The 24,830-nt window shown below is 31.7% G+C and carries 19 protein-coding genes and 1 pseudogene; 10 read left to right on the top strand and 10 right to left on the bottom strand.

Going from position 1 to position 24,830, the window contains the following annotated elements; genetic code table 11:
* Position 1 precedes the first annotated feature (1 nt).
* Positions 2-841, top strand: a complete 840-nt coding sequence (locus QLS71_RS07595; RefSeq protein WP_308993967.1) for an alpha/beta fold hydrolase — start codon at positions 2-4, stop codon at positions 839-841.
* Between the two features lie 58 nt (positions 842-899).
* Here QLS71_RS07595 and QLS71_RS07590 read toward each other — a convergent pair whose 3' ends face one another.
* The 4 genes and pseudogenes from QLS71_RS07590 to QLS71_RS07575 form a co-directional block, all read right to left on the bottom strand.
* Complete coding sequence (locus tag QLS71_RS07590) at positions 900-2,078, bottom strand: aldose epimerase family protein (RefSeq protein ID WP_308993966.1); 1,179 nt, start codon at positions 2,076-2,078, stop codon at positions 900-902.
* A 214-nt stretch (positions 2,079-2,292) separates the two neighbouring features.
* Entirely contained in the window at positions 2,293-3,846 is a 1,554-nt protein-coding gene (locus QLS71_RS07585; RefSeq protein WP_308993965.1) for an alpha-L-arabinofuranosidase C-terminal domain-containing protein, read from the bottom strand.
* A 74-nt stretch (positions 3,847-3,920) separates the two neighbouring features.
* Positions 3,921-5,872, bottom strand: a pseudogene (locus QLS71_RS07580) (protein-disulfide reductase DsbD family protein).
* Between the two features lie 59 nt (positions 5,873-5,931).
* Complete coding sequence (locus tag QLS71_RS07575; protein ID WP_308991637.1) at positions 5,932-6,351, bottom strand: insulinase family protein; 420 nt, start codon at positions 6,349-6,351, stop codon at positions 5,932-5,934.
* Between the two features lie 373 nt (positions 6,352-6,724).
* Here QLS71_RS07575 and QLS71_RS07570 point away from each other — a divergent pair, with 373 nt between their 5' ends.
* The 5 genes from QLS71_RS07570 (at position 6,725) to QLS71_RS07550 (ending at position 12,996) form a co-directional block, all read left to right on the top strand.
* The gene (locus QLS71_RS07570) at positions 6,725-7,315 is read left to right on the top strand and encodes a HupE/UreJ family protein (RefSeq protein WP_308991638.1); all 591 of its coding nucleotides are present in this window, start codon (positions 6,725-6,727) and stop codon (positions 7,313-7,315) included.
* A gap of 212 nt (positions 7,316-7,527) precedes the next feature.
* Positions 7,528-7,959 (top strand): dCMP deaminase family protein, encoded by a 432-nt coding sequence (locus tag QLS71_RS07565; protein ID WP_308991639.1) that lies wholly within the window; start codon positions 7,528-7,530, stop codon positions 7,957-7,959.
* Complete coding sequence (locus QLS71_RS07560) at positions 7,959-9,548, top strand: S41 family peptidase (RefSeq protein WP_308991640.1); 1,590 nt, start codon at positions 7,959-7,961, stop codon at positions 9,546-9,548. Before QLS71_RS07565 ends, QLS71_RS07560 begins: the two co-directional genes overlap by 1 nt.
* 323 nt (positions 9,549-9,871) lie before the next feature.
* Complete coding sequence (locus QLS71_RS07555) at positions 9,872-12,139, top strand: TonB-dependent receptor (protein WP_308991641.1); 2,268 nt, start codon at positions 9,872-9,874, stop codon at positions 12,137-12,139.
* 11 nt (positions 12,140-12,150) lie between these two features.
* On the top strand, positions 12,151-12,996 hold the full coding sequence (locus tag QLS71_RS07550) for a DUF4249 family protein (protein ID WP_308991642.1): 846 nt from the start codon (positions 12,151-12,153) through the stop codon (positions 12,994-12,996).
* A 74-nt stretch (positions 12,997-13,070) separates the two neighbouring features.
* Here the strand turns inward: QLS71_RS07550 and QLS71_RS07545 are convergent, their stop codons facing one another.
* From QLS71_RS07545 to QLS71_RS07535, 3 genes are all read right to left on the bottom strand, one after another.
* Positions 13,071-14,297, bottom strand: a complete 1,227-nt coding sequence (locus QLS71_RS07545; protein ID WP_308991643.1) for a hypothetical protein — start codon at positions 14,295-14,297, stop codon at positions 13,071-13,073.
* A 163-nt stretch (positions 14,298-14,460) separates the two neighbouring features.
* The gene (locus tag QLS71_RS07540) at positions 14,461-14,664 is read right to left on the bottom strand and encodes a hypothetical protein (RefSeq protein WP_308991644.1); all 204 of its coding nucleotides are present in this window, start codon (positions 14,662-14,664) and stop codon (positions 14,461-14,463) included.
* Between the two features lie 12 nt (positions 14,665-14,676).
* Entirely contained in the window at positions 14,677-15,264 is a 588-nt protein-coding gene (locus QLS71_RS07535; protein WP_308991645.1) for a MarC family protein, read from the bottom strand.
* 204 nt (positions 15,265-15,468) lie between these two features.
* On the opposite strand from QLS71_RS07535, the gene QLS71_RS07530 reads away from it, so the two are divergent.
* The 3 genes from QLS71_RS07530 to QLS71_RS07520 all read left to right on the top strand — a co-directional run bounded on the left by QLS71_RS07530 (position 15,469) and on the right by QLS71_RS07520 (position 20,005).
* Positions 15,469-16,035: a DUF3109 family protein gene (locus QLS71_RS07530; protein WP_308991646.1), complete on the top strand. Its 567-nt coding sequence runs from the start codon at positions 15,469-15,471 to the stop codon at positions 16,033-16,035.
* 286 nt (positions 16,036-16,321) lie between these two features.
* Positions 16,322-17,302 (top strand): ribonucleotide-diphosphate reductase subunit beta, encoded by a 981-nt coding sequence (locus QLS71_RS07525; RefSeq protein WP_308991647.1) that lies wholly within the window; start codon positions 16,322-16,324, stop codon positions 17,300-17,302.
* A gap of 219 nt (positions 17,303-17,521) precedes the next feature.
* Complete coding sequence (locus QLS71_RS07520) at positions 17,522-20,005, top strand: ribonucleoside-diphosphate reductase subunit alpha (RefSeq protein ID WP_308991648.1); 2,484 nt, start codon at positions 17,522-17,524, stop codon at positions 20,003-20,005.
* Positions 20,006-20,117: 112 nt separating this feature from the next.
* Here the strand turns inward: QLS71_RS07520 and QLS71_RS07515 are convergent, their stop codons facing one another.
* The 3 genes from QLS71_RS07515 to QLS71_RS07505 all read right to left on the bottom strand — a co-directional run bounded on the left by QLS71_RS07515 (position 20,118) and on the right by QLS71_RS07505 (position 24,088).
* Positions 20,118-20,399: a pyrimidine/purine nucleoside phosphorylase gene (locus QLS71_RS07515; protein WP_308991649.1), complete on the bottom strand. Its 282-nt coding sequence runs from the start codon at positions 20,397-20,399 to the stop codon at positions 20,118-20,120.
* Positions 20,400-20,495: 96 nt separating this feature from the next.
* Positions 20,496-22,805: an inorganic phosphate transporter gene (locus QLS71_RS07510; RefSeq protein ID WP_308991650.1), complete on the bottom strand. Its 2,310-nt coding sequence runs from the start codon at positions 22,803-22,805 to the stop codon at positions 20,496-20,498.
* Between the two features lie 74 nt (positions 22,806-22,879).
* Positions 22,880-24,088: a porin gene (locus tag QLS71_RS07505; RefSeq protein WP_308991651.1), complete on the bottom strand. Its 1,209-nt coding sequence runs from the start codon at positions 24,086-24,088 to the stop codon at positions 22,880-22,882.
* 386 nt (positions 24,089-24,474) lie between these two features.
* Here QLS71_RS07505 and QLS71_RS07500 point away from each other — a divergent pair, with 386 nt between their 5' ends.
* Complete coding sequence (locus QLS71_RS07500; protein WP_308991652.1) at positions 24,475-24,810, top strand: nicotinic acid mononucleotide adenyltransferase; 336 nt, start codon at positions 24,475-24,477, stop codon at positions 24,808-24,810.
* Positions 24,811-24,830: the final 20 nt, after the last annotated feature.

Raw genomic sequence — 24,830 nt, 5'->3', positions numbered from 1 at the left:
AATGACTGTAAAACAACATTTAGTAATAAACGGAAAACATCAAAAACCTATTGTAATTGATGTTAGCTATATTGAAAATAAAACGAACCTGCCCGTTATTATATTTTGCCATGGTTACAAGGGTTTTAAAGATTGGGGAGCATGGAGTTTGATGGCAAATCAATTTGCTGACGCCGGATTTTGTTTTATAAAGTTTAACTTTTCGCATAATGGTGGAACTGTTCAACAGCCTATAGATTTTCCTGATTTAGAAACATTCAGTAATAATAATTACACTAAAGAATTAGACGATTTAACAACCGTTATAGATTGGGTTTTTAATAATTCAGACATACAGAAAATAGCCAATACGAATGATACTTCATTAATTGGTCATAGTAGAGGCGGTGGTATTGCATCCATTAAAGCAGAAGAGGATAGTAGAATTAAAAATTTAATTAGTTTAGCAAGTGTCTCCGATTTTGGTAGTAGAATGGATGGACTTTGCGATTTAGAAGCATGGAAACAAACTGGTGTTACCTATGTTATAAATGGTAGAACTAAGCAACAAATGCCACATTTTTATCAGTTTTATGAAGATTTTAAAGCTAATGAAAAACGACTAACTATTAAACGTGCTGTTTCAAACTTAAACATCCCACATCTTATAATTCATGGTAACAATGATACCAGTGTTTTAGTAGATGAAGCGAATAATCTTCATGCTTGGAACCCAAAAAGTGAATTGCAAATTATTTATGGTGCTAACCATGTGTTTAGAGCTAATCATCCATGGGAAAAAATGAACTTACCTAACCATTTAAATGAAGTAGTAAAGAAGATTATTGCCTTTTTAGATTAAATAACAAAGCCAGTAAATTTGTTTCACTGGCTTTGTTTCATTTTATATTTTTAAAATATTATTTAACCGAAAACTTAAAGCTTGTTTTAGATTTATATGTTTCGCCTGGATTTAATACTGTAGAAGGAAAATCTTTTTGATTTGGTGAGTCTGGATAATGTTGCGTTTCTAAACAAAAACCTGTTCTATAAGCATAAGTCCCTCCATTTTTACTTGGCAACGTACCATCTAAAAAGTTTCCAGTATATAATTGGATCCCTGGTTCATCAGAAAGTACCTCAAGAACTCTACCACTATCTTTATCATAAGCAGTAGCGACTAATCGAACTCCTTCATTTTGATTATTTAAAACCCAACAATGGTCATATCCTAAACCTCTTTTTAATTGCGTATTTTCAGCATTTATATCTTGTCCTATTGGTTTAGAATTTCTAAAGTCAAAAGGCGTATTAGTTACATCTGTAAGTTCTCCTGTTGGAATTAATGTAGCATCAACAGGAACTAACTTATCTGCATTTATCATTAATTCATGATCTAAGATAGTTCTTGAAAAATCGCCTGTTAAATTAAAATAAGAATGTTGCGTAAGGTTAACGATTGTGGCTTTATTAGTAGTTGCTTCATAATCCACCTTAAGTTCGTTATCATTGGTAAGTGTATAAATCACCTTTGTATTTAAATCTCCTGGGTAGCCTTCTTCCATATCTTTACTTAAATAGGTAAGTATTATAGATGCTGTACTATCAGTTTGTGCTTCTGTTGCAGACCAAACCACTTTGTCAAACCCTTTTACGCCGCCATGTAAATGATTAGAACCATCATTAGTCGCCAGAGTATATTCTTTACCATCTACAGTAAATTTGCCTTTAGCAATCCTATTTCCATATCTGCCAATTAAAGCTCCAAAAAAGGTTGGGTTAGTTTCGTAGGGCTTTAGAGTATTATAACCTAACACAATATCTTTATAATTATTGCTTTTGTCTGGTGCAGTCCAAGAAGTAATAATTCCTCCGAAAGTAATAATACTTACTTCCATTCCTTTTTCATTTTTCAAAGTATATTTTTCTACTTCAATACTATCAGAAGTGGTTCCAAAGGACTCTTTAGAAATGGATACTAGATTTACTTTTTCAGGAATTACTTCAACCTCTTTTTTCTTTTCATTTTTACATTGTACACTTAAAAAAGTGATGCTTAATAAGGAAAGAACATAGAAACTTTTTTTTAATCTATTCATAATTAGTTATTAATTTTAATTGGTGATTTTTTTAACGCATCTTAAATAAATGGGTGTGATTATAACACTTATAAGTTTTGATGCTTAAAAGTATTAAAAAAATAGAACTTATATCAATTTAAATTTTAAAATAGAAAAGGGATATGTTACTGAGTTTAATTTGTTTCTTTTTAATTTAATAATAATTTTTATCAGTATTTTGATGTATTTACGATTATTTCGCTTCTATCACTACTACAGAAAAAGGCGGAATCGTTAACTCTAATTCATCTTTTTTAAATGTGAATGTATTAAAAATTTTAGGCTCAATTTTATTAGGCTCATCAAAAGAGTTATGGTCTTGAATATGTTTGGATGTTAATATCGTTCCAGAAATTTTCTTTATATTAAGGATACTACAATCCATTTTTATTGTGTGCTCTTTATTTGCATCAATATTTACAAAAGAAATATGTTTAACGCCTTGTTTATCTTTGGATGCAGAAACCGACAAGGCTGGTAGCGTTTCATTATTAAGCGTATATAATGGAGAGGTGAATGAAATTGGTAATAATTGCGCATCTTGATGTACATTATACATTTTCATGATATGATAAGTTGGTGTTAAAATCATTTTAGCTTTATCTGTTAATATAACAGCTTGTAAAACATTTACACATTGTGCCAAATTTGCCATACGAACTCGATCTGCATGATTATTAAAAATGTTAAGAGTGGTTCCTGCTAATACTGCATCTCGCATGGTGTTTTGCTGATATAAAAAACCTGGATTCGTGCCTTTTTCAACTTCGTACCAACCTCCCCATTCATCTACAACCAAATCAATTTTCTTATTGGGATCGTAGGTATCCATGATTGCAGCATGTTTTGTAACTAATTCTTCCATTTTTAAGGCTTCTGTCATAGTTTGAAAATACTGTTTTTCTGTAAAACTAACAGCATCCCCTTTCTTTTCCCAATCTATCACAGAATAATGGTGTAATGCTAACCCTCCTAACATTCTTCCAGGAATATTTTTCATTAGGGTTTCTGTCCATTTATAATCGTTACTATTTGCTCCAGAAGCAATACGTTTTATATCACCCGTATTTTCCCAATCTGAAATAAATGTTGCATATTTTCGATATTCATTTGCATAATAATCTGCGGTCATATTACCACCACATCCCCAAGCTTCATTTCCTATTCCCCAATAGGTTACTTTCCAAGGTTCTTCTCTGCCATTTGCTTTTCGCAAATCGCTCATCGGGCTTTTTCCTCCAAAATTGGTATATTGAACCCAATCTGCAAGTTCTTGCACGGTACCACTTCCAACATTTCCAGAAAGATATGGTTCGGTTTCAAGTATTTCACACATGTTTAAAAAATCGTGTGTACCAAAACTATTGTCTTCGGTGACACCTCCCCACCATTTATTTACTATAGTTGGCCTATTTTCTCTGGGGCCAATACCATCTTTCCAGTGATACGTATCGGCAAAGCAACCACCAGGCCAACGTAAATTTGGTATTTTAAGCTCCCTAAGAGCTTCAATTATATCTTTTCGAACACCATTTATATTTGGTATTTTAGATGTATCTCCAACAAAAAAACCTTCATAAATACAACGTCCTAAATGTTCTGCAAAATGACCGTAAATATGTTTACTTATAACAGGTGCATTTTCACTTTTATTTATTGAAATTAAAGTTTTATTGTTTTGTGAGTTAACATGGTGGGTAACCACATAAAATATTATAATACATATAAGTGATTTGACATTAAACATATCTGTTTTGTTTTTTCTTATTAATAATTAGATTATGAAATTGAATTGTAAGTGTTATATGTTCGATTTATACATTATTTAAACTTTAAAATTCCTTTTTGCAACCATTCAACATAGGTGTCTACATCGGGCGTGTAACCTACTGGAGTAATCAAGTTTTCTTCATTATGATCCATTAATACATAAAACGGTTGTGAGTTAGCTTTGTACCTAATAGTTTGTAACTCGCTCCATTTTTGTCCAATATATTTCAACTTTTTCCCTGGCTTTAATTTGGATTCGATAACTTCATGAGCTTCTAAGGGACGTTTGTCATCAACATACAATGATATTAATACGATATCTTTTTTAAGAATATTAAGTACTTCTGGTTTAGTCCACACGTTTTGCTCCATTTTTCTACAGTTTACACAGGCCCAACCTGTAAAATCTATCATAACAGGTTTGCCGACTTCTTTTGCATATGCGAGCCCTTTATCATAATCATTAAAGGCTAAAATGTCGTGTGGTGCTAATAAATGCGCGCCATCTGGTAAACCTTCATGAGAATCTAAAACGGAGGCTGTACCCATTTTTGAAAAACCAACCCCGTATGGCGATTCGCTATATTCTAACGGTGGTGGGAAGGCACTTATTAAATTTAAAGGTGCTCCCCAAAGTCCTGGTATCATATAAATAGTAAATGATAAAACAACAAGCCCTAAACTGAGTCTTCCAACAGAAATATGGGTTAAGGGCGAATCGTGTGGTAATTGTATTTTTCCGAATAAATAAAATGCTAATGCTCCAAAAATGGCTATCCAAATGGCTAAAAATACTTCACGCTCTAACAAGTGTGCTTGAAGTACTAAATCGGCTTGTGATAAGAATTTAAAAGCTAAGGCTAATTCTAAAACCCAAGTACGACTTTCACGGTGTTTAACCAACCACCAGACTTTGGTAATGAATTTAACCAACCTGGGAATGCAGCAAATAAAGCAAAAGGTAAAGCGATAGCGAGTGAAAAGCCTAGCATGCCAATTATAGGAGCTAAACCTCCTTTAGAGGCAGCTTCAACCAACAAGGTTCCAACGATAGGACCGGTACATGAAAATGAAACTATAGCCAATGCTAGTGCCATAAAAAAGATGCCTATCAATCCGCCTCTATCAGCTTGTGAATCTACTTTATTTGCCCAAGAATTTGGTAGCATAATCTCAAATGCACCTAAAAAGGATACCGCAAAAATGACTAACAGTAAAAAGAATATAATATTAAACCATACGTTGGTTGCCAGTGCGTTTAATGCATCGGCACCAAATATACCAGTGACAGCAGTTCCTAATAATACATAAATAACAATGATACAAATTCCGTAAATAATAGCGTTTCTTATTCCTGCTGCTTTGGTTTTGCTCTGTTTGGTAAAGAAACTCACCGTCATAGGAATCATAGGAAACACACAAGGTGTTAACAAGGCTGCAAATCCTGACAAGAATGCTATGAAAAAGATAGACCAAAGTCCTTTGTGAGACTCATCATTCGTTATTGAATCTGCATTATCTAAAATAGTTTCATTTGAATTTACGACTGCTTCATCAGAAAGTATGAATACCAAATCGACTTCGGTTGGTGGTAGGCACCTACTATCATCGCAAACCATAAACTCTACAAAAGCATTGATGCTTTTAATATCACTCTCTACAATCACTTTTTGTTTGAAAATCGCCGACTTTTCGAAGAATTTAATCTTCATTCCAAAAACTGGATCATCAATAGTATGGCCTTCTTCTTCTGAAGTGTTTCCAACGATATTGAAACCTCCTTCGCTATCATCATAAGTAAAGGTAGTGGCAATGGGTCCATTTTCTGGGACATTTTGTGAATATAAATGCCATCCAGATTCTATAGTTGCCTTAGATGTTAATTCGTACTCGGTATCTGATAGTTTTTCAACACTTGTCGTCCATTTTACAGGTTCAAGAATTTGGGAGTGACCTGTTAGTGATAGGATTAAAACACTTAATAGGAAAAGAAACTGCCTCATTTTATGATATTGTTTATTTGATGTTGAATACTAAATCTACTTCGGTAGGCGGTAAACATTTACTGTCGTTGCAAACCATCTTTTGTTGGGATGTTGTTTAAGTTGTAAACAGTTTCATCAAATCCTGTATAGGCATTAATACCTTTCACAAATACAGCACCCTGTTTTTGAAGTGTGTTTAATATCCCTTTTCCAGGAAAATTCTCGGTACCATTAAATGCCATATGCTCTAGAAAATGCGCTAAACCTTGTTGGTTATCATTTTCTAAGATGGAACCCACATTTTGAATGATATAATAACTAGCGGCATCTTTAACGACATCTGTACTTTTTATGTAATAGGTCATGCCATTAGGCAGTACTCCTTTTTTGATTGTTTCATCTACAGGCAGGGGCTCACTATAATTAAGTGATTGTGCTAAACCGTTTGGTGCTAGTAAAATAAAAAAGATAATTGATAAAGTTAAAATGTGTTTCATATAAATTTTTTCTATTTATAGATTTGACTAAATTATAATTTTAAACCGTTATTACTACCTATTTAGGATAGTTTTAATAAAATAAGAACTGATTAAAATAGTAACTAACTCAAATAATAAAGAAGCACTTCTTTGTGTTAACAGTAATAAATAATATGAAAAAACAGTAAAAACACCTATTAATAACATGCTAAAATTTACTCTTCAAATATTCTAGAAAGATTTTCTTCTCCTGTGAATTCTTTTAAATAAACATTCTGGCAACCTTAAAGAAATTAATAAAAGAGATGTTTTTTACAATTACATAAAAAACCTATCGTTAAACAAATCTAAATAATTGTATATTTGATTTTCCCTAAATACTAATAATATTATGTTCGAAAATTTTTGGTTCAACGTTCAATATGGCATCAACCACGTACTCGATATAAAAGCCTACGACCACGTATTATTTCTTGTAGTTTTAACCGTGCCGTATATGTTTAAAGATTGGAAACGTGTGTTGTTGTTAGTTACCATGTTTACTTTGGGCCATACACTATCACTTGTTTTAGCAGTCTATAATATTATTAGTGTTAAGGCGACCATGATAGAGTTTCTTATACCAATAACCATACTAATTGTAGCACTCTTTAACGTATTTACCTCGGGTAAAGGTGCTCAAAAAGAAAAGGTAGGCGTTTTATTTTTGTCAACTCTATTCTTTGGTTTAATACACGGTCTAGGTTTTGCGCGTGAGTTTAAAATGCTATTAAACGATTACGAAAGTAAACCAGTGCTATTACTCGAATTTGCTTTAGGTATCGAGATCGCTCAAATAATTATTGTATTTGCGGTTTTATTATTAGGCTATATCATGCAAACCATATTCAGGTTTAACAAACGCGATTGGATTATGGTAACTTCTGCCATCGTTGTTGGCCTCGTCATTCCCATGATACTTCATAGTGGTTTTTTAGCTTAGTTTAAAATTTAAGCATTCCCGGCCGAATGATTGGGGTCGTTTTAGGCTGTTCACTAGTACCCCTAACGCAAAAACATGACTAAATAAAACCTGTTGCTGTTTTAAAAACTTTCTAAAATTTTAACTAACTTACGTTGTAATTAAAATACGAACCAAGTATCTTCGTTATAGTATTTGGCGTTAATAATATTAGCGCTACAATTATAAAATTAATGCCAGAAAAAAAACAGCTTAAATACGATAAAGCTTACTTAAGAATTGCACAAGAATGGGGAAAACTATCGTATTGTAAACGCAGACAGGTAGGAGCTCTTATTGTAAAAGATAGAATGATCATATCAGATGGATATAACGGAACACCATCGGGCTTTGAAAATTTTTGTGAAGACGATGAAGGTTATACCAAATGGTATGTATTACATGCCGAAGCAAATGCTATTTTAAAAGTAGCAGCATCAACACAATCCTGCAAAGGCGCAACACTTTATATTACGATGTCACCCTGTAAAGAATGTAGCAAACTCATACATCAAGCTGGTATTGTAAAAGTAGTATATCATCAAGCCTATAAAGACAATTCTGGATTAGAATTCTTAAAAAAAGCAGGAATTGAGCTAAAACAAATTGAAGATTTACAAGCCTAATGCCATATAAAAATAAATATTTACCCTTAATAATTGGTACAGCCATTGCTGTAGGTATTATTATTGGAGGTAAGTTAAATTTTAGTGATGCACCTGATAAATTATTTTCAAAAAATAGCAAAAAAGATAAGCTTAATAGGCTTATAGATTACATTGAATATGATTATGTAGATGATGTTAATACCGATAGCATTGTAGATGTTACAGTAAACGGTATTTTAGAAAATCTAGACCCCCATTCGGTGTATATTCCTAAAGAAGAAATGCAAAGTGTTGCCGAAAACATGAAAGGTGATTTTATAGGTATTGGTATTAGTTTTTATCCATATAAAGATACCATAGCAGTTATTAGAGCCATTGAAGGAGGGCCAAGCGACAAAGCAGGCATAAAAGGGGGCGACCGGATTGTTATGGCCGATGGAGATACCCTTTATGGTAATAAGTTAAATGACGGCGAATTGGTAAAAAAACTTAAAGGAACATTAAATAGTAAAGTCAACTTAAAAATCTTTAGAAAAGGCGAACCAAAGCTGTTAAATTTTACCGTAAAACGTTCAAACATTCCCATAAAAAGTGTCGATGCAGCTTACATGCTTACCAATAAATTAGGCTATATAAAAGTCAATCGTTTTGCTGAAAGTACTTATAAAGAATTTAAAAAAGGTTTAGATAAACTCTTGGGTTTAGGAGCAACCGAAATTGCGCTTGATTTACGTGATAACCCTGGTGGATTTTTAGGTATTGCGGAACAAATTGCAGACGAGTTTCTCGAAGATGATAAACTAATTTTGTTTACAAAAAATAAACGTGGTAATATCGAAAAAAGCTTCGCTACTGATAAAGGCGATTTTGAAAAAGGTAAACTGTACGTATTAATAAATGAAAATTCAGCTTCTGCAAGTGAAATTGTGGCGGGTGCTTTACAAGATAATGATAAAGGCACCATCATTGGGCGACGTTCTTACGGCAAAGGCTTGGTGCAACGCGAAATGGATCTAGGCGACGGCAGTGCGGTACGTTTAACAGTGTCAAGGTATTATACACCAACAGGTCGTTCCATTCAACGTCCATATAGTAAAGGAAATAAAGATTATTACGATGAGTATTTTAGTAGAATGGAGAGCGGTGAGCTATTGGATCCAGATAAAATTCAAGTGGCAGATTCCTTAAAATATAAAACACCTAAAGGAAAAATTGTATATGGTGGTGGTGGCATCATACCAGATATGTTTGTGCCTATAGACAATAGTATGCAAAACGAGACACTCACTTTTTTACAGCGACGTGGTTTTATCAGCTATTTTGTTTTTGAAACTTTAGAAAAAGACAGAAAACTTTATGATGGTATTTCAAGACAAGTGTTTATTGATACCTTTGAAATTCCAGAAAAAATGGTTTATGATTTTCAAGAGTATTTAAATAAAAGAACTGAATCTCAATTAACATTCGTAGCCTATCATGATGAGGTAAAACAATATTTAAAAGCAACGTTAGCAGATCAACTTTATGGCTCTGGTGCTTTTGAAGAAGTAATCAATCAACGAGATATTATGATTGAAGAGGTTATTGAGTTGAGTAAAAAAGGATAAAAAGTAGTTATATATCCGTTTTTATCTAATCTCATCATACACTTCAACATGTTTTTTATTAACATTTTGCAAAAAAAATCATCTATCCCTTGCAAAGAGGACACTTAATGAGACTGATTTTCCATGTTCCAGCAACTTCGTACTATTCCCTAAAACATTAACTAGTACGCTATTAAATAAAGCGTTTTATAAACAGGATATTTTGAAGCTTAAAAATCAGATATAATCTCTCACGCAAAAGATTATTTATGTCAAAAATAGTATTTAAATTTGTTCGCTTTATTAAAAATTTTTAGTCCTTAAATCATTACCTAAAATAGAAGATGTACCGTACAAAATGCTTAATTGTTTCATTCGTTTTTATTTTTTTAGGTAAAGCAACATCTCAAAATTCTATTACTTCCAAAGTATTTGATTTTGAAAAAAATACACCTGTTTTGGATGTTTCTATTCGAATACAGGGCACAGATAAAGGAACTTATACAAATGAGGATGGTTTTTTTTATTTAGACAATATTGCAAATAGTTCTATCCTAATTTTATCTAAAATTGGCTATAGTCCATTGCATATAACTGTTAATGATATAGGTGATGTTATTTATTTGGAACCTGAAATTAGTTTATTAAAAGAAGTAACAATAAGAACTTTTTCAAGCAGTCAATTAAAAAAAGTAGTTCCAGGTCAAATTTATTTTTCACAAAAAGATATAGAGCGCCTACCTTTTATTTTAGGAGAAAAAGATGTTATTAAACTAATTCAATATACTCCTGGGGTTCAGCAGGCCACTGAGGGTCAATCGGGGCTCTTAGTAAGGGGTGGCAATGGCAGTATGAATTTAACCTTACTAGATAATATCTATTTGCATAACACATCTCATTTAGGAGGCTTATTTTCGGCTATAAATTCTGATTTTGTTCATTCTTTAGAATTTTCTAAAGCTGGTTTTGATGCTAGTTATGGCGGTCGATTATCTTCTATTACAGATATAAAAACACTAAAAGCGCCTGATAGTACTTATTTTAATGGAAGCTTAGGTTTATTATCTACAAAGTTAACAGGTAATATAAAAATTGATAATAGTAATAGTTTGTTAATATCGGGCAGAAGAACATATCTAGAACTTTTCAAACCTATTTTTGGGAAAGATGACTCTGTTCTTGGGAAAGATAGTAACTACTCGTTACACGATTTCTTTGTAAAACATTCTTTAAGTTTAACATCAAGGGATAAATTAGAAACCTCTCTGTATTTAACAGAAGATAATTATAAAGACAAAACTAAAGGGAGAAACAGAAAGTTGAAGTGGGGTAATTTTTTATTAGGAACCACTTACACACACCAATTTTCTAATAGTTTTAGTTCTCAAACAACACTTAGTAATAGTTTCTATAAGTTTTCATTTGGAAGCGATGATTTTATTTTTGATTATGATGCAAATAGTACCTATAATGTATTGAATTTAAATCATCATTTTTTATGGGATAAAACCAATTATCTATTTAAGATTGGGGCATCTTATAATAAAAATAAAATACTCCCTAAACGTGTTCAAGCTAGCATAAACAATTCCCCTTTAGAAATTTTAAATCAAGAAACTTATAAATTTGATGATGTTAGTCTGTTTGGAGATCTGGAATTTCAGATTTATGATAAATTAAAAGTTAAATCAGGATTACGTTTTACAACATATATAACAGAATCTAATGCTTTGGTAACTAATGATAAGTTTTACTGCTTAGAGCCTAGATTAAGTGTTAAGTATCAATTTAAAGATAATCAAGCTTTCAAATTTAGTTACCAAAAATTAAACCAATTTATTCACCAAGCCTCTTTTAGTTCATTTAGTTTGCCTGCAGATTTTTTTGTGATAAGTAATAAAGATGTAAAGCCTCAAGTTTCAAATCAATTAAGTTTGAGTTATATTTTTGAGGAAAATGGAACACAATTTAACAGTGCACTATTTTTTAAAAATGTTTCTAACTATACTGAATTTTCGAATGGGTCAATTAATAATTTATTTTCTAACAATATCTATGAAGATATAGTAGCAGGAAAGTTTAACTCTTATGGCTTAGAATTAAGCATTAATAAAAAAATAAACAAACTTACAGCGCAAGCCGCACTAACGCTATCTAAAACCATTGCTCAATTTGATGCGATAAATCAGGGGAATTATTTCTCAACAAATTTTGACAGACCCATAAACTTCAACACTATTGTAAGCTATAAATTAAATGATAGGATTGAGTTAGGAACTATATTCTTATTTACTAGCGGTCAAAATTATACCAGACCTAAAGATATTAGAATTGTAGGCGAACGTCCTATCGTTAATTTTGAATCTAAAAATGCCTCACGTTTCCCTAATTACCACCGTTTGGATTTATCTTGTACATATTCTTTCAAACAGAAAGGGAAGTGGAATTCAAAATTAAATTTAACCTTATATAATGCTTACAATAATAATAATCCGTTTCAAATATATTTCGCTACGGATGGTAATGCAGATGACTCATTCATAGAAATCATAGAAAAAAGGGATAATTTTTTCCCGCTTTTACCTACGCTAAACTGGCTGTTTTCTTTTTAAATTAAATTGATATGAAAAAATTTATTTTTTTGCTAATAATTCTGTCAAGTTGCATAGATAACGAAATTGATGCTTCATTTTCAGATCAGCTTACTGTTGAAGGAGCAATTATGGAAAATAGATTTGCAGAAATATACTTGACAAATAGTTTGCCCTTTGATGGTATTATTGACTCTTTAGAGGTTGCTAAATCTATTGAAACTAAAGCTAAAGTTGAGCTTTCTAACGGAGAGGTTACTGAAATATTAACCTTAAAAAGAGAAGACTCTAAATTTCCTTTTTTGTTTTATAGAAGTAATATTATTAAAGGAGAACTAGGCAAGCAATATGATTTATCTATAACAATTAGAGACAAAGTGTTTACATCTAAAACGACCTTGCCAGAAAAACTGGAAGTATTGGAAATTGATTTTTTAAAATCAATTAAGGATGGAGTTAATCAACCAGATCATAGAGATATTAAATTAACGATTAATAATAATGTTAAGTCTGTTAGGTATTTCAAAGTATTAATTAAAAACGAAAAGGAAGCTAAGTTTTCATTTGCGAAACCTTTTATATTTAACACAGAAAATTTTTCTACAGATACATTTCCGCTTATAGTTACCTATGTAGAAATAAAAAAAGATGGAGAAAGAGAAAATAAACTTAAAGTTAATGAAGTGATTGAGTTACAACTTATAGCTATTACAAAAGAACAATTTGATTTTTGGAAATCAATTAAAGGGGATGAATCTACATTCATAGGGAACTCTTCTTTTTCTAATGAAATTATTAGCAATGTTAGTAATGGTGCTTTTGGCTACTGGTCAGGAGAGAATGTTGTGTTTAAAAAATTCATTATACCCCAAAACTAAAGGCTACCATAATTTCTTATTGGTAGCCCTTTTTTGCTGTTTATTATTTAATACGTTCGTTTTCTAATGTATTTCTACATATCTTCAAAAAGCTTTTCATAAGCTTCAAAAACGGCATCGAATCTGCTTTCTAATTCTGTAAAAGAACCTTCTATATAAGTGTTAAAATCATTAGAAGTGCCATCATCAAATAAAAATTTAATGTTAACAACATCTTCAGAGACTTCTACTAGCTCAAAATTCTGCGTACTTGAGTTAAAAACATAGTCGGTATAAGTGCTTTCGTCTTTATAGAATATACTTTTAGCTATAGATTTTTTATTAATACTTAATTCTGAATTAACATTACTATTTAATAAGGCTACTTCTTGATCTATAGATAATTCGCTATCCGAATTAAAATTATTATCGTTAGCAGTTATATATAAATTAGCATCTAAAAATTGAAATGATAATGTTACACTATCAATTATATCTTCAATGTTGCCATCTTCATTATTAAATTTTCCTTTTGCAGTGTAACTGTAACCTATAATAACATCACCATCAATTTTAAAATCAAAAGATTGAGTGATGGTTTTGTTACTTGAATTAGAATAATCTGTTACAAATGCAAATCCACCAATAGTGGTTGTGTTATTGATAGTGCTAGGAATTAGTTGATTATCTTTAAAAGAAGCAGAAAAAGCTTGAGTAAACACTGTCGTGTTATCTATTTTAAGATTTGCTTTAATTAAAGTCGGTATTTCTTCTTTAGAGCCTTCACTTCCAGCAAGTTTAGTAGTAAAATCTGTAAAACTAAATACAGCAACTTTACCATTGTAATTTATGTTATAAATAACGTCATCACTTGAACCTGTTTTATCGAACTTTTCAGTATCTGAATTCCATAAGTATATCCCTTTTTCTGCTTGAAAATCATCAGCAAGCGGAGTTTCAGAAATAATTGCTATAGATTGTTTTGCATTAAATGTTGTAATACTTTTATTAGACGCTTCTATAGAAGATATATTGTTTATTGTACTAAATGCTGTTTTTTTAAAGTTAACTATTTTAGAATCATTAGAACCATTTAAAAACTCTGCTAATTCAATAATTTCGTTTAAGGCATCATTATTTTTAAAAGCATCTATTTTATTTAACAATTCAATGCTATTGTCTTCTAATTGATTTTTTCCTTCTTCAACACTTAGAGATCCTGTTATTTTAGGTTTGTCGCCATCTCCGTTATCATCGCTTTCGCAAGAAATGTTTAAAACTAATATAAAACATAATAAAGTTAAGCTAATTGTTTTTTTCATTTGTTTTGGGTTTTTAAATTCGAAGCCAAATATACTTTTTTTTTAGTAGTTTACTAAAAAAAATATCCATTGAGGGCAAGGAAAACAGTTGCCGTTTGTATGACCCAAAACCCAAGCGAAGTGTAAACAATTGGTATTAATAATAATAGACAAAATACTAATATTAGCGGCGTTCTTTTACTTTTTCTTCAATACGTTTAGAAACTCTTAAAATAAGCATCATAACAATGGCACAAAGTGCTGCTAAAATAGTTATTAAAGCAATCATACTTTCTCCTTTAAAAGGTGCTTCAAAATTTACTTGAGTAAAATTAAAGACAATAAGCACTAAAGCAAGCACACTAATTATAATGGTCAAAATTTTCATTTGTTATATAGGTTATATTATTTCAAACAATGCTTTAATATTATGAGCAAACAGTTTAACCGCAATCGCTAATAATATAACGCCAAATACTTTTCTAACAATACTAATACCATTTTGCCCTAAAAAACGTTCGATGGTTTTTGATGTTTTTAAAACAATAAAAATAACAATAACGTTTAATATGATAGCGACTATAATATTCTCGATTTTAAATTCAGCTCTTAACGATAATAGTGTAGTTAAGCTTCCAGGGCCAGCAATAAGTGGAAATGCTAATGGAAATACCGAAGCTGCGTCAGCCGTATATTCTTCATGTTTGTAAAGTGTAATACCTAATACCATTTCTAAAGCAATGAAAAACAGAATAAATGCTCCTGCAACTGCAAACGAATTCACATCAATACCAATAAGGGTTAAAATACTGTTTCCTAAAAAAAGAAATGCAATCATGATAACTCCTGATATAATAGCGGCTCTTCTACTATTAATATGACCTACTTTTTTTCGTAAATCAATTATTATTGGAATATTACCAACAATGTCTACAACCGCAAACAATACCATAAAAGCAGTAAATATTTCTTTAAAATTAAGTTTCATGGATTTGCTTTTTAAATTAAATTACTTAAACCCTCATTCAAGGTTTTCGTTAAAATAGTTATTCCCGTAAAAATAGCAATCAAAAATTTAGAATTTGATCAAATTCTAAATTTGTCGCAAAATTAGCAGATTGAAGTCAATAACTATAGTATTAAACGCTAAAGTTTAGTTATTTTTGCCCCCTACTAAATAATTTTACAGCATATGTTTCAATTAGGGAAAACCATCGTTTCAGAAGATATTATAAAAAAGGATTTTATGTGCAACCTTTCTGCATGTAAAGGAGCTTGCTGTATAGATGGTGATGCCGGAGCGCCTCTAGAAGCTGAAGAAGCTGAAATATTAAAATCAATATACCCTAAAGTAAAGCCTTTTTTGCGAAAAGAAAGTATTAGAGCAATTGAATCTCAAGGTGTTTATGTAACCTCCGAGGATGGCGATTTAGAAACGCCTTTAATTAATGGTGCCGATTGTGCCTATGTTATTTTTGATGAAAAAAAAGTAGCATTGTGCGCTATTGAAGAGGCCTATAATCAGGGTGAAATTTCTTGGAAAAAACCCGTTTCTTGCCATTTATATCCGGTAAGAATACAAGATTACACCGAATTTTCCGCCGTAAACTACCACAAATGGGAAATTTGTGATGATGCGTGCACTCTAGGAAAAGAACTGCAAATTCCTGTTTATAAATTTGTAAGAGAAGCCTTGATAAGAAAATTTGGCGAAGATTGGTATTTGGAATTAGAAAAGATTGCCAACAAGTTGTCGTAACTAAAATAAACCTCTAAAACACCTTTAAAATTAGGGGTTTAAAATTAAAAAACTTGTTTTTTACTGCAAACTTTTTAAAAATCTAAAAAATATAAAAATCTGTAAATCAGTTATTTATTACTTTTAATTTGTTCACTTTATTTTGTTTCGTTATTCTTTAATTGTTAAAAACTTGTTGACAATGTTTATAACTAAACCTTTCATTTTAAATAGCATTTTTCAATCTTTGTTACTCCCTAAATCGGTATCGATTTTTGTCTAATTTTAAAAAATAAAACTAAAAGAAATGTCTCAATCAATAGAACCCATTCTACAAGAAAACAAAAATCGTTTTGTTATTTTTCCAATTGAACATCATGATATTTGGGAATGGTATAAAAAATCGGAGGCAAGTTTTTGGACTGCAGAAGAAATTGACTTACATCAAGACCTTACAGACTGGAAAAATAAGTTAAATGACGATGAACGTTATTTTATAAAACACATTTTAGCTTTTTTTGCAGCTAGTGATGGTATTGTAAATGAAAATTTAGCAGAAAATTTTGTAAGCGAAGTACAATATAGTGAAGCGAAATTCTTCTACGGATTTCAAATCATGATGGAAAATATTCATAGTGAAACCTATTCACTTTTAATTGATACCTACGTAAAAGACGAAAAAGAAAAAGATTTATTATTTAATGCACTTGAAAATTTCCCTGCAATTAAGAAAAAAGCAGATTGGGCATTAAAATGGATCGATTCTCCAAGTTTTGCAGAACGTTTAATTGCATTTGCTGCCGTAGAAGGTATTTTCTTTTCTGGGGCGTTTTGTTCTATTTTCTGGTTAAAGAAAAGAGGTTTAATGCCTGGTTTAACATTCTCAAACGAGTTAATTTCTCGTGATGAAGGTGTACATTGTGATTTTGCGGTGCACTTACATAACAAGCATTTGATAAACAAAGTGCCTAAAGATAGAATTAGAGAAATATTAATTGATGCTTTAGATATTGAGCGTGAATTTATAACAGAATCATTACCAGCGAGTTTAATAGGCATGAATGCGAAACTAATGTCGCAATATTTAGAGTTTGTAACCGACAGATTATTATTTGAGTTGGGTTGCGATAAAGAATATAATACAGCCAATCCATTCGATTTTATGGACATGATTTCTTTACAAGGAAAAACAAATTTCTTTGAAAAACGTGTGTCTGAATACCAAAAAGCTGGTGTTCTTAATAAAGAAGAAGATAAAGATAAATTTACTTTTGATGCCGATTTTTAATCATTAAAATCAATTAAGAGAAAAGTTTTCTATAATTTATAAAGGTGTTGTTCTCATGCCCTTTCGCTGAAGCAGTTTCAGTAAAATGAGAAATTACCAGTTTTATTAATCCATCTGAACAACTAAATATTAAACTAATTACAATTAGATAGTATTTGGAATAATCTATTAACCGTTTTTCTGAAGGTGTATCAGAAAAACTTAAAAAAGTGTAAAAATATGTATGTAGTAAAAAGAGACGGCAGAAAAGAACAAATTATGTTCGACAAAATAACCGCAAGAGTGCGTAAGTTGTGTTACGGGTTAAACGAATTAGTAGACCCTTTAAAAGTAACTATGCGTGTTATTGAAGGTTTATATGATGGGGTTACTACTAGTGAACTTGATAACTTAGCTGCTGAAATTGCTGCAACCATGACAACGGCTCATCCAGATTATGCAAGGCTAGCAGCAAGAATTTCTGTGTCTAACTTACATAAAAACACTAAAAAAACATTTAGTGAGGTGATGCACGACCTGTACACTTACGTAAATCCCAGAACTGGTAAAGATGCATCGCTTTTAGCCGATGATGTTTACGAGGTTATCATGAAAAATAAAGATGTTTTAGATTCTACCATTATATATAACCGTGATTTTGGCTATGATTATTTTGGGTTTAAAACTTTAGAACGTTCGTATTTATTAAAATTAAATGGTAAAATAGCCGAACGTCCACAACATATGCTAATGCGTGTGGCAGTAGGAATTCATTTAGACGATTTAGAGTCGGTTATTGAAACTTACGAACTCATGTCTAAAAAATATTTTACACACGCTACACCAACACTTTTTAATGCAGGTACACCCAAGCCACAAATGTCTTCTTGTTTCTTATTAACTATGAAAGACGATAGTATTGATGGTATTTACGATACATTAAAACAAACCGCCAAAATTTCGCAATCGGCAGGAGGTATTGGTTTGGCTATACACAACATTCGTGCTACAGGAAGTTATATATCGGGTACTAATGGTACATCAAACGGTATTGTTCCTATGTTAAAAGTATTTAACGATACGGCACGTTATGTAGATCAAGGTGGCGGAAAACGTAAAGGAAGTTTTGCAATGTATATTGAAACATGGCATGCCGATATTATGGATTTCTTAGACTTGAAGAAAAACCATGGTAAAGAAGAAATGCGTGCACGTGATTTATTTTATGCTATGTGGATTTCCGATTTGTTTATGCAACGTGTTCAAGAAGATGGAAAGTGGACCTTAATGTGTCCTAACGAATGTCCTGGTTTAGATGAAGTGCATAGTGAGGCTTTTGAGGCATTATATTTAAAATATGAAGCAGAAGGAAAAGGACGTAAAACCATCAACGCTCGTGAACTGTGGGAGAAAATATTAGAATCTCAAATTGAAACAGGTACACCTTACATGTTGTATAAAGATGCAGCAAACCGTAAATCGAATCAACAAAATTTAGGAACCATCCGTTCTTCAAATTTATGTACAGAAATTATGGAGTATACATCTCCAGATGAGGTTGCTGTTTGTAATTTAGCATCCATTGCGCTACCAATGTTTGTTAAAAATGGCGAGTTCGACCATAAAGAGCTTTTCCGTATTACAAAACGTGTTACAAAAAATTTAAACAGAGTTATCGATAGAAATTACTATCCTGTAATAGAAGCCAAAAACTCGAATATGCGTCACAGACCTATAGGTCTTGGTGTGCAAGGATTGGCAGATACGTTTATTTTGTTACGTATGCCTTTTACAAGTGATGAAGCTAAAAAGTTAAATCAAGATATTTTTGAAACGCTTTATTTTGCAGCCGTTACTGCCAGTATGGAAGAAGCTAAGGCCGATGGTCCGTACGAATCGTATGAAGGATCTCCTATAAGTAAAGGTCAATTCCAATACAATCTTTGGAATTTGAAAGATGAAGAATTAAGCGGTATGTGGGAATGGGAGAAACTCCGTAAACAAGTATTAAAACATGGGGTGCGTAATTCACTTTTGGTTGCTCCGATGCCTACAGCTTCAACATCTCAAATTTTAGGAAATAACGAGTGTTTTGAACCTTATACTTCTAACATTTACACACGTCGTGTATTATCGGGTGAATTTATTGTAGTAAACAAACATTTATTGGAAGATTTAGTAGAGTTAGGTTTATGGAACGATGCTTTAAAGCAAGATATCATGAGAGCTAATGGCTCGGTTCAAGGTATTGATATTATTCCGCAAGACATTAAAGAACTTTATAAAACAGTTTGGGAGTTAAGTATGAAAGATATTATTGACATGAGTCGCCAAAGAGGTTACTTTATTGATCAGTCACAATCGCTTAACCTGTTTATGGAAGGTGCCACTATGGCAAAACTAACCTCTATGCACTTTTATGCTTGGAAAAGTGGTTTAAAAACAGGTATGTACTATTTACGTACTAAGAGTGCTGTAGATGCCATTAAGTTTACTTTAAAAACCACTAAAAACGAAGAACCCTTAGCAGAAGAGGTAGAAGTAATAAATCAAGATGCTACACAAGCAGCACAAAAAAAGAATATAGCAGAAAAAACGGCCATTAAATTTGCAAGCCAAAAACAAACTCCGGAAATTGAGCCGATGAGTGCCGATGAAATGAAAGCTTTAATAGCTCAAGCTAAAGCTGCAGAAGGAGATGATTGCTTAATGTGTGGGTCTTAATAAATTTGCCCCCATTCTATTTAAGAATAAATATTTGAAAGCAATTTCAAGTTAAGTGTTGTAAAAAAGCACCTCGATTGAGGTGCTTTTTTTATGAAATTTTTAAATCAAATTATTTATACTGGCACAAATAAGAAGTTTGTACCGATACTTTAACTTGAAATTTTTTGTTAGCATCTATTTCATAAGCTTCCCCAGCTTTATAGGTAACCCATTCAGTAGTTTCAGGTAACTTAACTGTCATTTCACCTTCAATAACACGCATAATTTCATGTTTAGAAGTTCCAAATTCATACTCTCCAGGGTTCATAACACCTAAGGTAGAACTTCCTGTTGCTGTTGTGTAGCCTAAAGATTTTACATTACTATCAAAATACTCGTTTGCTGAAATCATTTTATGTTTTTTAAATTTATACAAAAGTAAATAATTTAAATAAACAAAGCCACCTTAGTTAAGATGGCTTTGTTTATTTGGTTTGGAAAAGTATATTTATTTAGATTCTGTTGGGTTTTGTAATAAAGTGGCAGGTTTTACCGAAGCATCATGTGCATTATGGTATTCTTCTAACAGATTCATAGTGGCATTTAATAAATCTTTAGTTTCTAGTAATAAACTAAAGTATAATGTAGTGTTTTTAGGACTCGATTCTTCAGTACGAGTACGTTCAACTTGTTTTTGGATTTTAGAGGTTACTAATCCTAAAATTTCCTGTTTTCTCCCTAAAATAAGGCCAATTTCTTCAAAAGAGCTAGAATTAAACGCTTTTTGAGTATTGTTAAAGAACGTTTCAAAGCGTTCATCAACTTCTTTCAACTCTTTTATTTGGTTAAATTTTAGTTTTTTATGATTGTTTTGAACGTGTTTATGACTAACCTTAGTAATGTACTCTAAAGACTGAGTCATATCTTGAAGGTATCCTAAAATGTGAATGTAAAAATTACTAGCACCAAGACTCGATTCATCTAAATTTTTGATGAAATAGAAAATATTATCACGTAATTCATCTACCTCACTAGATAATTTTACAATCTGTTTTTTATTCTTTTTCAATAATGCTAAATCTTGCTTAGCCAATCCATTAATCGCATTGGTGTAAATTTTATTTCCACGTTTTACAACATTGGCAATATTTTTAGCACTTTCATGTATAACACCTTGAATAGAGCTGCTTTCAGCTTTTGTTAAACTGTCTTCAGCTTTTGCTTCTTTCGTTTTTTCTCGGTGAGATATATAATTTCTAACTAACAATAAAGCAGCTACCAATAACAATACAGGAACCATAACGTCTACGTTCCAGTTTAACAAGTAGGCTATAACTGCTGCAGCTACAAAAGCTATAATGGCAGTAAAAAACCAACCCCCAATAACATTTAAAACACCTGCAACTCTATAAACAGCACTTTCTGCACCCCACGCTCTATCTGCTAAAGACGACCCCATAGCAACCATAAATGTTACATAGGTTGTTGACAATGGAAGTTTCATAGAGGTTGCTAATGATATAAGAATAGCGGCTACCATTAAATTTACGGCTGCACGTACCATATCGAATGCTGGTAATTCGTGTGTTTTAGATTTTGCTAAATTAATTACAGGTTTTTCAAACTGTTTATCAATTTTAGCTTGCCAAGTATTTGGTAGTATATAGGATGACATCTGTGAAATACCTAACGCCAATCTAACAAAACCCCGCGATAAAAAATTAGGTTGAAAGCGTTCTTTCCCGTCGCCTTCTCTAGATAAGTTGATTTCAGTTTCTGTAACCGATTTTGCTTTTTTAGAAAACCATAAGGTGGCAACCATAATAAACCCAGCAATTACTAATAAAATGGTGGGTGTTGGTACTTTATCGGCAAGAAAGCCCATGCTAAAAGCCTCGGGAGCAATACCCGATCCGGCCCAAGCGTTGTAAGACTGCCATCCAGCAATAGGCACACCAATAAAATTAACTAAATCGTTTCCTGCAAAAGCTAAAGCCAGCGCAAAGGTACCTATGATGATAATAAGTTTATAAATATTAACTTTAGCATAATTTATTAAAGCAAAAGAAATTAAGGACCATACAATAAGGCTGCATAAAATAATTAACGCCACTTGTGTTTCTAAAAATTCTTTAATGGTCGCTCCTCCAGTAATAGCAAAGCTTTGTTTTGCAAATGCGGTTCCACCAATTCCTTTCATGAAAATAAAATAGGTGATAGATGTAATAGCCATTCCGCCAAAAAGAGCACCTACCCAGTTAGCTTTTTTCTCAAAATTATAGGATAATAAAAGTCTGGCTACCCATTGAACCGCTGCCCCAACTGAGAAAGCGACGACTACAGAGAGTAATATGCCAAAAATAATTTCAGAAGCCTTAGAGGTATTTATATAATTAACAACATCAGTAAATGTACCCTCATTATGTCCAATTTTAATAAGTGCCATAGCTACTGAAGCACCTAATAATTCGAAAACAATAGAAACCGTTGTAGATGTTGGCATACCTACTGTATTAAAAAAGTCTAATAGCAGTATATCTGTTATCATAACGGCCATGAAAATAATCATGATTTCATTAAACATGAATTCATGAGGATTGAAAATACCTTTTCTGGCAACTTCCATCATCCCACTTGAAAATACAGCTCCAACCGCAACACCAACACTGGCGACTATCATAATAGTTTTAAATGAAACGCCTTTAGAACCAATGGCCGAATTCAAGAAATTAACAGCGTCATTGCTAACGCCAACAACTAAATCGGCAATGGCTAATACCGCTAGGGCAATTATCATTAATAAGTATATATTATCCATAGTTATAAATAAAAATAAGTTTGCAAATATCCTTTGTATTTTATAATGCTAAGTTACGTAATTGTTATGTTTTATTAGAAATGAATATCAAACTGTAATCGATACAACAATTGGTTATTGCTGTTAGCAATATCTAGATAGCTGATGTCCGATTGTACTTTTAATTTATGTCCAACAATATATTTTGAAACACCTAAGGTGTATTGATTTTCGGCATCTTTACCTGTGACGGTTTTGTTGAGTTCAATATTTGTATAACGTCCTGAAATTTCCCAATTAGATTTAAAAAGGTATCCTGCTTGCATGTTTAAACCATTGCCTACTTGTACTTCTGCCCCTGTTAGAGAACCATCACTGTTTTTAGCATAGGGGTCTTTGGCATCTCTTTGGGCATACTCTCCCATAAAAGAAAAGCCGAGATACTTAAACATGGCATCTATATAAAGGGTATTGATGTTTGTTTCAAAAAAGCTTTCCTCATTATCAATAACCATGTAAGCCCCTTGATTACTTCGTGTTTTAACAGCATTGTTATTAAAATCATAAGTAACTGCTAATGCTAATTTTGGTGTTTTTTCTCTTTTTAAATCACTACCAGAATAATCACCTCCATCAGTAAATTCACCAAAAGGAAATAGTTCTAATCTGGTTGTGTATTGATGTCCTCCCAGATTTCCTTTAGTTATATTCCTTCCTTCACCTTGTGATATAGCTACTATTTCCTTAACAACAAAAGTTTTACTTAAATTAAAATGATGATGTAATTGAATACCCATATCGCGATCAATAGTAAATCGACTGTTAAGTAAAGAACGGTCTACAAATTGCATATTTCCAGAAGAAATAACGCGTTCTCTATTTCCCGGTAATTTAGTTTGTCCAGCCCATAATACAAAATCCTTATAAAAATTCCATTTTACGACTGCATCAAGTATGTGCCTAGGTGCATTGCCTGTGTAAACTGATCCTCCCGATAAATCATCATTGGATAAGCCTAATTCTAATTTATATTCAAGTTTTGGACTATAAGCAAACCCTTCAAATTTTAAACGAGCTCTTCTAACAGAAAAATCAGAATTCGGATTCATTAGGCGGCCATCTTCTGCATCCCAACTGGCTAGAGACAAAAACTGCATTCTTAAACCAACTTTCATAGTCCAAGAACTATCTTGTCCCACAATGTTTAATAAACCTTTTCCAAATTTAGAGCCGTTAATTTCTTGTGCGTTCAGTGAAGTAGTTGCATAAATTAATATCGCAACTATTGAAAATTTAATTTTCATTATTATTTCTTAGTTTTTGTCGCTGCAAATAACTAAAACCAATGTTAACTAAATGTTTCCTAATAATTAAGTTTAAAACAAAAAAAAGCTGCCTCGGCCAAAGGCAGCTCATTAGAAATCATGATAATGTAGTCGACAAAAACTAATAGATTATATGAAAAACTAATTGTTATGTCTTAAGACATTGCGAATATCAATCTTTTAGTTTAGCTAATTGTAATATTAATATTAAGTAATTATTAATATTACCAATGTTAAATTTAACATTGGTAATATTCTAAAAAACAAACAGTTATCATGACAATGTTATCTTAATGTTAACAAGACGTTGTTTTAAAGTTAACAAATTTGTATATTTGATATATAATGTTAAAACCCCCATAATTATGAAGAAATGTATTTTAGTTTTTGCCTTTTTAATTACTGTGGTTTCTTTTGGACAACAAAAGAGAGATTTAAAACTTAACAAAGACACTAATTTAATTGAAGTGGTTTATTATCATGACAATGATGTTGTAAGTCAAACTGGAACTTACACAACAGATGGTAAATTACAGGGTGAGTGGTTAAGTTTTGATACAGCAGGCAAAAAAACAGTTTCAGGAAATTATGATAATGGTAAAAAAGTCGGCAAATGGTTTTATTACACTAATGAAACCATAAAAGAAGTAGATTATAGCAACAATGCTATAGCGAGTTTAAAAGAATCTGAAATTCAATAAGTAACATTTTTTTAAATAAA

This window comes from Mariniflexile litorale (assembly GCF_031128465.2).
GTDB lineage: Bacteria > Bacteroidota > Bacteroidia > Flavobacteriales > Flavobacteriaceae > Mariniflexile > Mariniflexile litorale.
This window is presented reverse-complemented; position numbering and strand designations above follow the sequence as displayed.